The sequence below is a fragment of the Streptomyces sp. NPDC054813 genome (assembly GCF_053611365.1).
Window position 1 is genome coordinate 324658 of sequence record NZ_JBSHAF010000007.1, and the last position, 14992, is coordinate 339649.

General features: G+C 72.4%; 13 protein-coding genes and 1 pseudogene. 8 read left to right on the plus strand and 6 right to left on the minus strand.

Translation table 11 applies throughout. From position 1 onward, the window contains the following. Positions 1 to 30: 30 nt before the first annotated feature. Both ACWGJB_RS17010 and ACWGJB_RS17015 read left to right on the plus strand, forming a co-directional pair. Positions 31 to 1518 carry a hypothetical protein gene (locus tag ACWGJB_RS17010; protein WP_453381014.1) on the plus strand — a complete coding sequence of 496 codons (1488 nt, stop codon included), beginning with the start codon at positions 31 to 33 and terminating at the stop codon, positions 1516 to 1518. Between the two features lie 5 nt (positions 1519 to 1523). Beyond that, on the plus strand, positions 1524 to 2462 hold the full coding sequence (locus ACWGJB_RS17015) for a lysylphosphatidylglycerol synthase domain-containing protein (protein WP_453380940.1): 939 nt from the start codon (positions 1524 to 1526) through the stop codon (positions 2460 to 2462). Between the two features lie 44 nt (positions 2463 to 2506). Here the strand turns inward: ACWGJB_RS17015 and ACWGJB_RS17020 are convergent, their stop codons facing one another. The 5 genes from ACWGJB_RS17020 to ACWGJB_RS17040 are packed head-to-tail and all read right to left on the minus strand — an operon-like array spanning position 2507 to position 7982. After that, positions 2507 to 3253 (minus strand): response regulator transcription factor, encoded by a 747-nt coding sequence (locus ACWGJB_RS17020; protein ID WP_453380941.1) that lies wholly within the window; start codon positions 3251 to 3253, stop codon positions 2507 to 2509. A gap of 56 nt (positions 3254 to 3309) precedes the next feature. Then, the gene (locus tag ACWGJB_RS17025; RefSeq protein ID WP_453380942.1) at positions 3310 to 5961 is read right to left on the minus strand and encodes an FtsX-like permease family protein; all 2652 of its coding nucleotides are present in this window, start codon (positions 5959 to 5961) and stop codon (positions 3310 to 3312) included. Further along, the gene (locus ACWGJB_RS17030) at positions 5958 to 6620 is read right to left on the minus strand and encodes an ABC transporter ATP-binding protein (protein WP_453380943.1); all 663 of its coding nucleotides are present in this window, start codon (positions 6618 to 6620) and stop codon (positions 5958 to 5960) included. Before ACWGJB_RS17030 ends, ACWGJB_RS17025 begins: the two co-directional genes overlap by 4 nt. Further along, entirely contained in the window at positions 6607 to 7341 is a 735-nt protein-coding gene (locus ACWGJB_RS17035; RefSeq protein WP_453380944.1) for an ABC transporter ATP-binding protein, read from the minus strand. The genes ACWGJB_RS17030 and ACWGJB_RS17035 overlap by 14 nt, the downstream gene beginning before the upstream one ends. 5 nt (positions 7342 to 7346) lie before the next feature. Then, the gene (locus tag ACWGJB_RS17040; protein ID WP_453380945.1) at positions 7347 to 7982 is read right to left on the minus strand and encodes a hypothetical protein; all 636 of its coding nucleotides are present in this window, start codon (positions 7980 to 7982) and stop codon (positions 7347 to 7349) included. A 154-nt stretch (positions 7983 to 8136) separates the two neighbouring features. Here ACWGJB_RS17040 and ACWGJB_RS17045 point away from each other — a divergent pair, with 154 nt between their 5' ends. Then, on the plus strand, positions 8137 to 9459 hold the full coding sequence (locus ACWGJB_RS17045; protein ID WP_453380946.1) for a sensor histidine kinase: 1323 nt from the start codon (positions 8137 to 8139) through the stop codon (positions 9457 to 9459). A 130-nt stretch (positions 9460 to 9589) separates the two neighbouring features. Beyond that, positions 9590 to 9901, plus strand: coding sequence for a MarR family transcriptional regulator (locus ACWGJB_RS17050; protein ID WP_453380947.1), 312 nt, complete (start codon positions 9590 to 9592; stop codon positions 9899 to 9901). 6 nt (positions 9902 to 9907) lie between these two features. Here ACWGJB_RS17050 and ACWGJB_RS17055 read toward each other — a convergent pair whose 3' ends face one another. Further along, on the minus strand, positions 9908 to 10690 hold the full coding sequence (locus tag ACWGJB_RS17055) for a COG4705 family protein (protein ID WP_453380948.1): 783 nt from the start codon (positions 10688 to 10690) through the stop codon (positions 9908 to 9910). A gap of 132 nt (positions 10691 to 10822) precedes the next feature. On the opposite strand from ACWGJB_RS17055, the pseudogene ACWGJB_RS17060 reads away from it, so the two are divergent. The 4 genes and pseudogenes from ACWGJB_RS17060 to ACWGJB_RS17075 all read left to right on the plus strand — a co-directional run. Next, positions 10823 to 11260 (plus strand): annotated as a pseudogene (locus ACWGJB_RS17060) (DUF7134 domain-containing protein); the annotation flags it as partial. A gap of 175 nt (positions 11261 to 11435) precedes the next feature. Then, positions 11436 to 12020 carry a sensor histidine kinase gene (locus tag ACWGJB_RS17065; RefSeq protein WP_453380949.1) on the plus strand — a complete coding sequence of 195 codons (585 nt, stop codon included), beginning with the start codon at positions 11436 to 11438 and terminating at the stop codon, positions 12018 to 12020. Continuing rightward, positions 12017 to 12679 (plus strand): response regulator, encoded by a 663-nt coding sequence (locus ACWGJB_RS17070; protein ID WP_453380950.1) that lies wholly within the window; start codon positions 12017 to 12019, stop codon positions 12677 to 12679. The genes ACWGJB_RS17065 and ACWGJB_RS17070 overlap by 4 nt, the downstream gene beginning before the upstream one ends. Positions 12680 to 12964: 285 nt before the next feature. After that, on the plus strand, positions 12965 to 14728 hold the full coding sequence (locus ACWGJB_RS17075) for a hypothetical protein (RefSeq protein WP_453381015.1): 1764 nt from the start codon (positions 12965 to 12967) through the stop codon (positions 14726 to 14728). Positions 14729 to 14992 lie beyond the last annotated feature (264 nt).

Genomic DNA, 14992 nt, shown 5'->3' on the forward strand with positions numbered 1-14992 from the left:
TCCGTGGCGTGCGACGACGAGAGGTGCAAGATGGCCGACGGCTCGAACGCCACGACGACCGGTGCCCCGCGCACCGGGCTGCCCGCGCGGGCCGTCCGGCCCCGGCGCCCGCGGGGCGAGCCCCGGCTCGGGGCGGTCGCGGCCGCCTTCACGCTCGCCCAGCTCGTCCTCGTACGGCCGGATCTCGGTCTCGGCTGGGACGAGACGGTCTACGTCAGCCAGGTCAGCGGTCACGTTCCCGCCGCCTACTTCAGCGCGCCGCGCTCCCGCGGTATCTCACTCCTCGTCGCGCCGATCGCCTCGTGGTCCGACTCCACCGTCCTGCTCCGGATCTACCTGGCCGTCCTCTCCGGTCTGGCCCTCTACCTCGCCCTGCGCGTGTGGCGGGGCCACTTCGGGCCCGGCGTCCTGGCCCTGGCCGGCGCCCTGTTCGCCTCGTTGTGGGTGACGCTGTTCTACGGCCCCCAGGCCATGCCCAACTACTGGGTCGCCATCGGTGCCCTGGCCTGCGTCGGCTGCTTCCTGCGCGCCCGCGCGAACGCACGGGACCGGGCGGCCTGGTGGGGGGTGTTCGCGGGCGCGGCGTTGATGGCGTGGATGCGCCCGATGGACGCGGTCTACGTCGTGCTGCCCCTGCTTGCTCTCTCCGTGCGTCGGCCGCGTCTGCTCGCCGTGCTGGTCATGGGGTTGATAGCGGGTGCCGGCGAGTGGGTGATCGAGGCTTACGTGAGCTACGGCGGCCTTGCTCAGCGCCTGTCCGCTGCCTCCGCCATCCAGGGCGGTCTTGGCTGGCACCTTGCCGTGCTCGACCAACTGCGCAGTCTCGGCGGCCGTACTCTGTGCCGGCCCTGCACCGGAGCGGCCCCCAGCCCCGTGGTGACGTTGTGGTGGTACGTGCTGCCGCTCCTCGCCGTCCTGGGCGCGGTGGTCGCCGTGCGCGCCCGGCGCGCGCTGCCCGTGCTGCTTCCGCTTGCCTGCGCTGTCACGGCCGCGGTCCCCTACCTGTTCCTCATCGGCTACGCGGCCCCCCGCTTCCTGCTGCCCGCCTACGCTCTGCTCGCCCTGCCCGTCTCCCACGGCCTCGTCCGCCTGGTCACGGCCCCGATCGGCCGGATGGCGCGCACCGCCGCCGTCAGCCTGGTGGCGATCGGTGTGGCGGGTCACCTGGCCGTGCAGTACGCCGTCCTGGAGCACACCGTGCACAGCTCCGCGGCCTCCCGCGCCGACTGGTCTCGCACCGCCGCCGCGCTCCGTGCGCTCGGTGTCCGGCAGCCCTGCCTGCTCAGCGGCTACGACGCCGTACCGATCGCTTTCTACACCGGCTGTGGCTCTGCCCAGACGGCGGGGCACGACGCCAGCACCACCGTGGCCGAACTGAAGCGCGCCGCTGACCGCACGCCCTTCGCTGTCCTCGCTCCACCGGGGGGTCGTCCGCCCGCGTACGCGCGCACCTGGCCCACGGAAAAGGTCGGCGGTCTTCGGGCGTACGTGGCACCCGATGTACAGCAGGGGAGGTGACCGTCGTGACCGCGACCGAGAGCCTGCCGATCACCTTGGGCAGGCGCCCGTACTTCCAGCTGGGCATCACCCTGATCGTGCTGGCTGCCGCCGGCTGGATGCTCGCCGCGCACCGGGCCACGCTCGACAGTGGCACAGACCGGCTGGCCGCTGCCGACGGGGAGTGGTTGGTGCTCGCCTGCGCCGCCGCCGCGGCCACATGGGTGTGCGCGGCTGTGGCCCAGCAGGGGGCGGTGGTCGAACGGCTGCCCAGAGGGCGGCTGGTGGCCGCGCAGTTCGCGGCCGGCGCCGCCAACCACCTCCTTCCGGCGGGGGCCGGCGCGACGGTGGTCAACCTGCGGTTCCTGACACGCTGCGGGCTGTCCACCAGGCGCTCGGTGACCGCGCTGGCGGTGAAGGCGGCCGTCGGCGGGATCGTCCGGTGCGCGCTGGGCGTGGCCCTGCTCGTCGCCTCGCCCGGCACGGTCCGTCTCTCCGCGCGAGCCCCGCATCTACTGGGCCTGCTGCCGGTGGCGGCCGGAGCCGTCGTCCTGGTGGTCACGATCAGCGGTCGCCTCAGACGACTGGTGGCCCGGGCGTTCGCCGATGTCCGGGACGTGCACCGATGCCGGGCTCGGGCCTGTGCGCTGTGGGGCGGGTCGGTCGCGTTCGCTCTGTTGCATGCCGGTGTGGTTGTTGCTGTGGTCCATGCGATCGGTATCGGCCTGCCCGCGAACCGTGTGGTCATGGCCTACCTGGTCGCCAGCGGCGCGGCGGCGCTGCTGCCCACGCCGGGCGGACTGGGCTCCCTGGACGCTGCGCTCGCCCTCGCGCTCACGGCGGCCGGCGCGCCGGGGTCGGCGGCGGTGTCGGCGGTCCTCGGCTACCGTCTGCTGACCGGATGGCTGCCGCTGGCCCCGGGGCTGCTGGTCCTGGCGCTGCTCGCCCGCCGCTCGGCACTGTGAACCAGCGAGGTGTTCGCCGTACAGGGGGCGCCGTGGGCGCGTTCTCAATCCGGCGGATCAGATTGGTGTTCCAGCCGGTACCCGTGGCCCCGCAACGTGGTGATCCGGGGCAGCCGGGCCTGCCTCCCCTCCGCCTGTGCCGCGTCGGTGAGTCTGCGGCGCAGGCCCGCCAACGTCACGTCGAGGGTCTTGGTGGAGCCGAACCAGTTCTCGTCCCACACCTCGGCCATCAGCGTCTCGCGGGAGACCGCCTCGCCGACCCGCCCGGCCAGCACTGCGAGCAGGTCGAACTCCTTGGCCCGCAGCGGGACTTCGACACCTAGCAGCGCGCAGCGCCGGGTCGTCACGTCGACGACCAGATCGCCCAGCCGCACCGGCCCCCGGGCCGGTACGGCCACCGCGTGCCGCCTGAGGTGAGCCCGTAGCCGGGCGAGCAGCACGGTCATGCTGAACGGCTTGACCAGGTAGTCGTCGGCGCCGGCGTCCAGCCCGGCGATGACGTCGATGTCGTCGGTCCGTGCCGTCAGGACGACGATCAGCAGGTCGGGGAGGCGGGCGCGCAGCTGCCGGGCAACGTCCAGGCCGTCCACGTCCGGCAGCCCCAGGTCCAGCAGCAGTACCTCGTACGGTGCCCGCCCGGCCTCCGCGAGTGCGCCTGCTCCGGTGCGGCACCACGTCGGCGCGTAGTCGTGGCCGCGCAGGCCGGTTTCCAGGTGGCGGCCGATGGTGTCGTCGTCCTCGACGACGAGGACGCGTAGTCGGCTGCGGTCCGGTGCGGCGGGCGTGCGCATGGTCGACAGCCTAGGAGCCCCTGGGACAAGGTGCCCGTCGTGGGTGCACGCCGTGTTCACAGGTCGCGGAGCTCCTCCACGGCGGGGCGGTGGCTGCCGCGGATGCCGTTGAGGGCCGCGGCCAGGATGGCGGCGACGGCGGCGGCCCCGGTGAGTGCCAGGTAGGCACCGGGGACCGACAGGGCCGCGGGCGGCGGATCGAAGACCCCGGTGAGGACCTTGACCAGCATCTCCGACAGGGCCCAGCCGATGAGGGCGCCTCCGGCCAGGCCGCCGACGGCCAGCAACAGGGCCTCGGAGAGGACCATGCCACGCAGGTGGCGTGGTTGTGCGCCGAGGACGGTGGCGATGGCGAAGGTCCGGCGGCGTTCGGCGAGTCCGAGGGCGAGGACCAGGCCGCCGGCCCCGGCAGCGAGCAGCACGGCGAAGGCGAGTTCGATGCGGGTGAGGCCGGCCAGGTCGACGGAGGTCAGGCTGGTGCCGACGGTGCCGCGGGTCTGGGTGAGGTCGGTGACGGTGGCCCGGGTACCGAGCTGCCCTCGCAGGTGGGCGGCGATCTGTGGCTGGTTCGTGCCACCGGTGTCGAGGAGGAAGGACCCGACCGCGTCGCTGCCGGTGGCCCTGGCGATGTAGGAGGCATTGGCGACGAAGAAGCTGTCCTTGGGGGCGGTGGGGAACTCCTTGGCGATACCGGCGTAGTGGAAGGGGACCGTGCGCAGGGCCTTGGTGCGCGCGTCCTGGATGCGCAGGTTGACGGTGTCGCCGGGGGAGAGCTGGAAGTCGTTCACGGTCTCGACGCTGACCAGGAGGTTGTCCGGGCGCTGCGCGAGGCGGCGCATCAGCTGGTCGGCGGTGCCGCCCGCGAAGGACGCGTCCTGGAGCGAGGTGGCCTTGGCGATGCTGCCCGGTCGGACGCCGTAGAGGTCCTGCAGGTCGGAGCCGACGTAGGCGAAGCGGTGCTGGAGGGGTTCGACGTGCCGTACGCCGGAGATCTTCAGCGCGGCCCCGGCGGTGGGCGGGACCTGGGCGCCGGGTGGTTCGGTGACGGTGACGTCGGCGCCGTTGGTCAGCCGGGCGTCGACCTCGGCCTGCTGGTGGTAGGTGGCGTTGAACACGGCGGTGGAGATCGCGAAGGAGACGGCGAGGGCGAGCAGGACCACCGACCGGGCGAACGGGCGGCGGCGCCGGGCCAGGACGGCGGCGGTGGTGCCGGCCAGGGTCGCGGTCAGCGGCCGGACCAGCCGGACCAGGACGGGGCGGCCGTGGGTGAGGGCGAGCAGGGTGAGGCGCCACAGCAGCAGGGCCGCGCCGATCCACAGCAGGGCGGGGCCGAGGAAGGCCCAGTACGACACGGAGATACTGGGGACGCCCTCCGGGGCGAGGACGAGTGCGTACTGGTTGCCGGAGGAGGCGCGGAAGACGAGCCAGGAGCCGATCAGGAGGGCGAGGTCCAGGCCGTACCGCATCCACCAGGGCGATCGGGAGCGTCGTACGTCCTCCTGCTTGCGGGTGTCGGCGACCGTGACCGTGCGCAGGTCCCGCAGGGCGGGGACGAGGACGGCGCCGGCGGCCACCGCGGCTCCGAGGACGAAGGCGACGGCGTACCAGACGGACCAGGTCGCCGCGCTCGCGCCGAACGAGGCCGTGCCGAAGGCGAGTCGGCCGGTGAGGGCGGCGATGCCGAGCCCGGCCAGACCTCCTGCGAGGCCGATCAGGGCGGCCTCCAGACCGGCGAGTGCGGTGATCTGGCGGGGCCGCAGACCGCGCAGCCGCAGCAGCCCCTGTTCCTGGCGGCGCCGTTCGCCGCCGGCCGAGGCGACCGCCGCCGTCAGCGTGGCGGCCAGGACCGCGCCCGGCACACCGAGGAAGAGGAAGAGGATCTGGGCGTACAGGGCGTCCTGGCGGGCCGAGTCGAGAGCCGCGCCGACGTTGTCGCCGACCAGGGCCGTGCCGGCGGAGCGGGCTTCGAGGTTGTGGGCGGCGCCGGTGACGGCGGAGTACGCGGAGGCCGGGTCGGAGGGCAGCCGGGTGTTGTCGCGAGCGGCGTGGATCTGGGTGGTGACACCGGTGGCGCCGCGGGTCAGGGAGGCGAACTGGGTGGCGGGCAGCAGGACGACGTTGTCCGGGGGAGCGGTCGGCTGGGACTGGCTGGGGGCGCCGACGGTCTGGAAGAGGGAGTCGGCCTGGGGCAGGTCGACCACGCCGTCCACCTTCACCTGCCGCAGACCGGCACCGGGCAGCTGGATGCCGATGGTGTCGCCGGGGACCGCGTGCAGGTTGGAGGCGGTCTGCTGGGCCAGCAGGACACCGGTGGACGCGCCGGAGAGCGTGCGGATGGCATCGGGGAAGCGGGCGCGGTAGCCGTCGGGCAGGCCGAGGGCCATGCTGGGCCCGGTGGTCTGGGTGCTGCCCTGCACACGGGCGGTGAAGCCGCTGGTGTGCGCGAAGCCGACGGGCAGGGCGGTGCGGGTGCCCGGGGTCCCGGTCACCAGGGACAGGACCGTGTGCGGGTCGGCGCCGGGTTGCACCTGGACCTGCCAGTCCACGGCGACCGAGCGCACGGCGCGCTGGGTCATGGTCGCCTTCGACGCGGTGAGGAAGGAGCCGAGTGCGGCGACGAGGGCGACCGCGAGCGCGATGCCGGTCAGGGCGGCCAGCAGCCGTCCGGTACGGTGGCGGGCCAGTCCGCTCGCCCATGTGATGATCACGACACCTCCTCGGGTGTGAGCAGTCGTCCGTCGCGCATGCTGCGGCGGACGGTGAGCCGGGCGGCGACAGCGGGGTCGTGGGTTGTGACGACGAGGGCTGCGCCGGTGTGGTCGGCGGCCGTCAGCAGGGCGTCCAGGACGCGGTCGCCGGTGGCGTGGTCGAGGCGGCCGGTGGGTTCGTCGGCCAGGATCAGGCGGGGTGCCTGGGCCAGGACCCGGGCGGCTGCCACCCGCTGGGCCTGGCCGCCGGAGATCTCCTCGGGGAGCCGGTCGGCCAGGTCGGCGGCGTCCACGAGGGCGAGTGCCGCGAGCGCGCACAGTCGCGCCTCGCTCTCCGGACGATCGGTGAGGACCAGGGGCAGAGCGGTGTTCTCCACCACGTTCAGGGCTGGTATCAGGCTATCGCCCTGGAAGACCAGGCCGATGTCGTACGGCTCGAGCACGGCGGCCCGTGTGACGGTGCCGCTGGTGGGCTGCTCCAGCCCGGCGAGCAGGTGCAGCAGCGAGCTCTTGCCCGACCCCGAGGGGCCGACGACCGCGAGCCGATCCCCGGCCCGGATCTCCAGGTCGGCCCCGTGCACGGCCACGACCGCCTGAGGCCCACGGCCGAAGGTCAGGGCCGCGTCCGCGCAGCTGACGAGTACCTCATCCGACGGCATCGCGTGCCTCCTCGTGATCCTGCCGCCGGGCGTCGGTGGCCTTCCCATCTGTCAGGGTGATCACCCGGTCCGCGATGCGGACGGCTTCTCGGCTGTGCGTGACGATCAGTACGGCGCACCCTTCCGCGGCCCGCTCCCGCAGCATCGCCAGTACCAACTGCTCTGTCTCGCCGTCGAGTTCACCGGTCGGTTCGTCGGCGAGCAGGACGGTGGGTGCGTTGGCCAGCGCGACGGCGAGTCCGGCCCGCGCCAGCTCTCCGCCGGACAACTGTCGCGGCAGGGCGTGCGCCCGGTCGGCGAGCCCTACCCGAGCCAGTAGTTCCCCGGCCGGGACGGAGGCCCTGCGGCCCCGTGCCCGCTGCGGCAGGCGGACGTTGTCGCGCACGCTGAGGTGCGGCAGCAGGTTGCGGGTCTGCAGCAGGACGCCGATGTGCCGGGCCCGCAGCCGGGCCCGCTCGGTCTCGGGCCGATGGCTGATCCGTACGCCGTCGACGTGGACCTCGCCGCCGGAGGGCTCGTCGAGTCCGGCCAAACACGCCAGAAGGGTCGACTTGCCGGCCCCGGACGGGCCCACGACCGCGACCGTCTCTCCACGACGCACCGTCAGCGACACCCCGCGCAGCGCGAGTGTCTCCTCCTCGCCGGCCCGGTAGAAGCGGTACAGCTCGCGGGCCGTGAGGACATCGCCGGCGACACCGCCGGTCTGTGTGCCGTCGGACATGGTGCTCACCGCCAGGTGAAGGAGTCGCTGACGATGCGCCACGGATCGACGTTGTCGGCCTTGACCGGTCCGGACAGGGTCAGGTCCACCTCGTGTCCCGCGCGGTAGAACGCGTATCGCTCGAAGGCGTCCCGCACCACCTTGCCGGTGACCGGGTCCTTCGCTGAGTCGCCTTGATAGGTGAGCAGGACCGCACGGCCGGCGTGCCGGGTCACCTCACTCACCTTGGGTGAGGAGAACTTCGGTACCTGGGAACGGAGCTGAGGTACAACCGCGTTGGTGACCGAGCCGGCCGTGGGCGCGCCGGAGGCGGAAACCGAGCTGATCCTCACGGTGTTGAGCTTGTCGGTGAACGCGGTGGTACCGCCTTGGCTTGTACGGGCCCAGCCCTCAGGTACCTTCACGGTGAAGCCGGTGTAGGAACCGCCGGTCGGCTGGTAGGCGACGTACACCTGGTTGTCAGGGATGTCGCCGGGCGGGTTGGACTCGGTGGGTGCCGGCTTGTGCTGTCCGCTGACGGTGGTCGAACCGGACACAGGGCTACCGGAGCCGGCGTGCGACCCGGAACCGGAACAGCCGGCGGTCACCGCCGCCACGACGCTCAGCCCGACGACGGCGTACGTCCGTGTGTGTGCTGCCATGGCCACTGCCCTCCAGGGGTGTCCTCGGACCGGACGGTCATGGCACCGACGCTAGGAAGCCGCCGGTTAACGCCCCGCTCGCCGAGGGTTAGACGACGGCAAAACCGTGTGGCGCAGCACATCCGCCCAGGTGAACGGCCCGCATGATGAGGGCATGAGACAGCGCGTGGTGCGAGTCGCCCTGACCGCCGCTCTGGTCGCCGTCGTCCTCCTCGCCGTCCCGCTGGCCCTGGCGATCAGGTCGTCCCTGTACGCCGACCAGCGCGACACCCTGGAACGGTCGGCCCTGGCCGCGGCCGTACATGTGAGCCCGGACTACGTGACCGGCGACCCGGTGGAACTGCCCGCGCCGCCATCTGGCGGGCGTCTCGGCCTGTACGACCCTCGATTGCGACTGCGCGCGGGCAGCGGCCCCCGGTCCGGCGACACCCCGGTCCGGCAAAGCCTTGGCGGTGAGGTGGTACGGGGCCGGGCGGGCCCGGACCTGGTGGTGGCCGTACCCGTCTCCCACGCCGAGAAGGTGATCGGCGTCGTACGGGCCTCATCTCCCGCCGTTGCCGTACGGAACCGGGTCGCCATCGCCTGGCTGCTGCTGCTCGGCGTCGCCGCACTCGCGCTGACCGTCGCGGTCCTCGTCGCCCGCCGTCAGGCCCGGGTGCTGGCCGCACCGCTGGAGGACCTCTCCCGCCAGTGCCGGGCGGTGACCGAAGGCGACCTGAACGTACGGGCCGCCCCGAGCAGCGTCGCCGAGATCGACCAGGTCGCCCGCACACACAACGAAATGCTGCACAGCCTTTCGGAACTCCTGCGCCGCGAACGTGACTTCACCGCCAACGCCTCCCACCAGCTGCGCACCCCGCTCACCGGCCTGCAACTCGCCCTGGAGGCGGGCCTCGCCCAGGACGACGACGCCCGGCTGCGGCCCGTACTGGCCGAGGCGCTTGCCACCACCCAACGCCTGCACCACACAGTGGAGGAAGTGCTGCGCCTGTCCCGCTCCGGAGAAATGGCTCGCCCCACCGCCGGGACGATCGCCGTACGACAGCTGCTGCGGGAGACGGAGGAACGGTGGCACGGCCTGTTCGCCCAGGACGGAAGACGCCTGGAGTGCGCCACCCAGGAGACACCGGCCGACATCCGGGTCCCGGGCGCGTCCGTCTCGGAGGTGCTCGGCATCCTGCTGGACAACGCCCGGGTGCACGGGCGCGGCACGGTCCGCGTGGCGGTGCGGGACCTGGAGGACGCCCTCGCCTTCGACGTGAGCGACGAGGGCGCCGTGACGGGCGAGTACTCCCGGCTCTTCGACCGCGGGCGCACCGGCGACGGAGAGGGAACAGGCATTGGCCTGGCCCTCGCCCGTGACCTGGCCGTCTCGCTCGGCGGCAGGCTCTCCCTGACCAACCGACACCCGGCAACGTTCACTTTGCTTCTCCCCGTCGACCAGGATGAGACACAGGAGGCAGGGATACCGGGGTGAGACGGGCCGCGTACAGCGAAGAGAGACTGACCGGCGGCGGAGCTACGGCCGTGCGGCCGGAACGCAGTGCGGGGCCGCCGGGTGGCTGTCACCTGGGCGGCCCATCGCCTACCGCGAGCTCCAGCACCGCATGGCCGCCCTCGGTACGGTCCCGGAGACCGACCAGGCCGACGTGAACGCCCTGTTCAGCGCCGCCCGCCCGCCGGCCGTGCCCGGCGTCCCCGCCAAGGGCCACTCCGCCCCGACGCTCGCCCTGCTGCACCAGACTCTGCGCGCCGCGCACGACGCCCTGTCGGCAGCGGAGGCCGCCGAACGCACCAGGGTCTCCCGTGCCACGGCCCAGCGCTATCTCTCCTACCTGGTCAAGGAGGGCATGATCCGGCTCGAACTGCGCTACGGAGCCACCGGGCGCCCCGAGCACCGCCACCGTGCCGCGCACTGAACCGGGTCAGGGCAGGGCGGCGGGACTGGGCGCCGGGGTGTCGTGGGCGGCGCGGGGGTGGGAAAGGGCGAGGTAGCCGACCAGCGCGGCGCACACCAGCGCGGCGAGGATCGCCGTGGTGCCGAACCCGACGCCGACACCGAGCGGCCTGTCCATGCCGAGCCAGTCGGCGAGTGAGGCACCGAGGGGGCGGGTGAGGACGTACGAGGCCCAGAACGCGGCGATGGCGTCGAGCCCGGCGAATCGGTGCAGCAGCCACGGCACGAGGATCGCCGCGCCGAACAGCAGCGCGGAGTGCACGAATCCGAGGTCGAGGTAGAAGCCGGTGAGGTCGCCGGCGGCGGTGCCCAGGGCGAAGGTGAGCAGCACGGTCAGCCAGTAGAAGACCTCGCGACGGCGCGTGGTGACGGTGTGGATCGACAGCGTGCGCTCGGTCGCGTACCAGGCGGCGAAGCACCCGGCCAGGGCGATCGCGTACCCGGTCGTCGTGACCGGCAGGGGCACATGCAGGCCCACGCGGAAGCAGTCCGCGGCGGCGGTGCCGAAGACCGCGATCATCGCGACGGTGAACCAGGACGGCGCGGGGTGGTACCGCGAGGAGCGGAACTGCCACCAGAAGGCACCCACCAGGGCGGCGGCACTCGTCCCGGCGGACAGCCACAGGCTCCACTGGCCGAGAAAGTCGGAGGTGGCCTCACCCATGCCGGTGGTGAGGGCCTTGACGATCCAGAAGAGCGCGGTGGCCTCGGCGACTTTCGTCGGCGTATTCGCCGATGTTTCCTTTTTCATTTCCTGACTTCTGCTTTCTGTGGTTTATCTGTGCCGTACTCGGGGTGTCCTTCCGGTGAGGTTAGAAATGCGGGCGGGAACGGTGCGTCAGTCGATGGTCGCTACTTTCCGCAGGTGTACGACCTTCGGTTGATGTCCTGTGCGCCGGTGTCCCGTAGCCTCGGGAGCGTGATTTCGATCGGCCCGGAATTCCTGGAGCGTGTGCGCCGGCCGGCCCTCGCGCCTCTGCTGGTGTTCGGACCGCCTCTCGTCTGCGCCGCCGTCGCGGTCCACGAACTGCTCTACAACCGGGCGGGGGCGGTGGACTGGACGCTGGCGACGGCGGTGATCGCGCCGCTGGTGCTGCGCCGCCGGGCCCCGGTCGCCGTCTTCTGGTGCTGCTGGGTGGTGGCCGTGCTGACCTGGGCGCTGGGCACCGTGTCGCTCGCCGAGCTGGCGGTCCTCGTCGCCCTGTACACCGTCGCCGCCGAGCGCGGTCTTCGGTACTCGCTGAGTGCGGCGGTCGCCGTCGCGGCCGGTGCCGGGGTGGTGGCGGTGCGGTTCGGGCCGCCGGGCAGCGTGAATGACGTCGTGCTGGTGCTCACCGGCTTGGCCGCGGCGGCCTTCTTCCTGGGCACGACCGTGCGGGCGCAGAGCCGCTACCTGCTCTCCGTGGAAGACCGCGCCCAGCGGCTGGAGCAGGAGCGCGCCCAGCAGTCCCGGCTCGCCGCGGCGGCCGAACGCACCCGTATCGCACGGGAGATGCATGACATCGTCGCCCACGGGGGTCGTCGTGGTCGCCCTCGCCGAGGCCGCCGCGGCCACGACGGCGACCGATCCGGACGGCGCCCGCCACAAGATGCTCCAGGCCGCCTCGACCGGCCGGCAGTCCCTGACCGGCATGCGCCGCCTGCTCGGCGTCCTGCGGGCGGAGGACGGGGCCGACCGGGCACCGCAGCCGGACCTGGGCTCGCTCAAGACCCTGGTGGACGAGACCCGCCGCACCGGCCTGGACGTCCGGCTGACCGAGACCGGCACCGAGCAGCAGTTGGACGCCGAGGTGCAGACCACCCTCTACCGGATCGTGCAGGAGTCACTCACGAACGTCGTCAAGCACGCGACGGAGGCGTCGAAGGTCGACATCGTCCTGCACCGCGATCCCCGCCGGGTCGCCTTCACCGTCACCGACGACGGCAGACCGGCCCCCGGACCCCGCCCGGGCGGCTCCACCGGCAACGGTCTGACCGGGATGCGGGAGCGCGTCGCTCTGTTCGACGGAGACCTGACCGTCGGACCCACCGCCACGGGCTGGAAGGTCTCCGGTGAACTGAAGCTGAGCGAGCCGCGATGACCATCAAGGTCCTCCTCGCCGACGACCAGGCGCTCGTCCGCATGGCGTTCCGCAGCCTGCTCGGCACCATGCCGGACATCACCGTCGTCGGGGAGGCCGCCGACGGCCGGCAGGCCGTCGACCTCGTCCGGCGGACGGCACCGGACGTGGTCCTCATGGACGTCCGCATGCCCATGATGGACGGCATCGAGGCGACCCTTCGGATCGCGAGCGCCTCGCCGTGCCGCGTGCTCATCCTGACCACCTTCGACCTCGACGAGTACGCGTTCGAGGGGCTACGGGCGGGAGCCTGCGGATTTCTCCTCAAGGACGTCGTCCCGGCCGTGCTGCACGAGGCGATCCGGGCCGTGGCCGGCGGTGACGCGGTACTCACCCCGCGCATCACCCGCGACCTCGTCGACCGCTTCGCCACGGCCGCGCCCTGGCCCCGTGACGAGGCGGCCGGCGCGCTGTTCGCCCAGCTGACGGCCAGGGAACGGGACGTCTTCCACCTCATCGCCACCGGCCTGACGAACGCGGAGATCGCTCAGCGCCTCCACCTCACCGAGGCCACGGTCAAGACCCACATCACGCGCATCCTGGCCAAGCTGCGGCTCCGGGACCGGGTGCAGGTCGTGATCTTCGCCTACGAGCACCGACTGCGCCCGCACGGAACCTGACCGGTCGCGCCTGCGCGGCGGCGGTAAGAGACGGGTGCCTTCCCGGTGGGTGATTTCACGCGAACCGCTTACCGGCTACATCCTTGTAGACGTCAGATGAACTGTGGATGATCGAAACGGGGCGTCCATTCGTCCCTGCCCTGAACGACGGGAGCGCGAACCCCGTGCCGGGGCGGTCGGACGAGCCTCCGGCGCGGCGGAACCGGCCGACCCGACACCTGCGGTGGCCGCCCGGCGGGGGCGAGGCAGAGGAGGCAGTTCTTGGCTGACACCCATCGTGGCGGAATGGGCGTCGAGATCCGTCGTCGTACCGCGACGCACCTGGCGGCACCGCCCCCGACCCGGGCCTCAGTCCTCGGCGTCCCGGACGCCGGACCCCAGCCGTGGCACCGGGGCATGACCCTGATGGCCACGATCAGCCTGTTCATCGGAACGCGCGCCGCCTGGACCACCGCGATGGCGACGCGCCCGCCGGTCGCCGCCGTCATCTCCATCTGCTACGCCTCGATCCTCGTCTGCGCCGTCCTCAGCCTCCTCATACGGCGCCGACGGGCACTGATCAGGGTCGACGCGGCTGTACTGGTCACCGCCCTCGCACTGGTGATCTGCGGCTACCTGCTCGACCACGCCGGCACCGACGAAGCCGCGCTGACCTCCCAGGCCGCGAACCAGATCCTGCATGGCCGGCCGGTCTACGGCCAGGCGTGGCCCTGGTTGTTCGACACGCACGGCGTCGGGATCACCAAGACCATGTCCGGCGGCGCCGACTACACGTACGGCTATCCGCCACTGACCGCCCTGCTCGCCGCACCGGTGCATGCCGTCCTCCACTCGACGTCGGCCGCCACCCTGGTGCCCACGGTCGCGCTCCTCGTCTCCTCGGTCCTGCTGTGGTTCCTGCTGCCGGCGCCCTGGCGGTCCGCCGGCACGGCCGTCTGCCTCGGCTTCGGCCTGCTGCCCCACTACGCCTACGCCGGCTACCCGGCCGTCACGGCCCTCGCACTGCTCATCCCCGTTGTGGTCAGCTGGCCCGGCACGGGCGAGGGCGGCCACCTCGGGGCAGGGGGCGTGCTGCGGGCGGCCTTGCTGGGCGCCGCCTGCGCCGCCCAGCAACTCGCCTGGTTCCTCGCCCCGTTCCTCCTGATCGGCCTGTACGCCGTCCGGCGCGGCGAACTCGGCCCCCGGCGCGCCCTGGCGGTCACCGCCCGCTATACGGCCACCGCCGCCCTCACCTGGTCCGCGGCCAACGCGTACTTCGCCGTCCAGGACTTCCCGGCCTGGCTGAACGGAATCCTGCTGCCCCTGGAGCAGAAGGCGATCCTGCACGGCCAGGGCGTGATGGGCATCTCCTACTACTTCACCCACGGCAGCAGCCGCCTCGACTACTACTCCTACGGCAGCCAACTGCTCCTGCTCGGCCTGCTCACGACCACGCTGCTGTTCGTCCGGCGGCTGGGCCCCGCCCTCACCGTCCTCCCGTGGCTCCCGTTCTACCTCGCCACCCGCTCCCAGGACGGCTACTTCCTGATGATGACCCCGCTGTGGCTGGCAGCCGCCGCCACCGTCCCGGCCAGCGCGTTCGCCACCGCATGGCAGCCACGCCTGCCCCGCCTGCCCCGTCTCACCGGCCGCCGCGCCAAGGCCGTCGTCGCGGTCGGGCTGCTCGCGCCCGCCCTCGCGTGCCTCGTGATCGCCGCCGCGAGCCCGCCGCCGCTGCGCATGAGCCTCGTGCCGCACTTCGCCAGGCACGGGTCACGTGTCGGTGTCACCACCATCGACGTCCGGGCCGTCAACACCACCGGTACGGCACTCGAGCCGCACTTCGCGAGCCGTACCGGCCAGGGCGCCTCCAACTGGTGGACGATCGCCTCGGGCCCCACCGTGCTGGCCCCGCACGCCGCCGCGGAGTACCGGGTGGAGCCAGAGGGGGGGTTCCGCGCGATGCCCGGCGGCCACGGGCCGGGCAGCTACCTCATCGCCGTCACCGGCACACCGATGACGATCACCTCCGCCCACATCCCGGCCGCCGCTTCCGGCGCCGGCGCGTGATCCGAGCTTCCTCGCCGGTCATTGCCGTGCGCGACGATCGGTTACTCCCGTGTTGAAACGGGCGGTTCGGAATACGTTGTTCTCGGCGCGCACGGGCTGGTCCCGGATCCATGGCGCGAGGGGTCTGGAACCGTGTTGAGTACCGCTGAACAGCATCTGACGTGGCCAATCTGCAAATAGCTCTGACTTGCGCGAATGTAGTACCGGTAGGTCGCTGGAGAAACCAATTTCGGGAGAGAGAAAGCACATGCCGCAAGCAGGGGC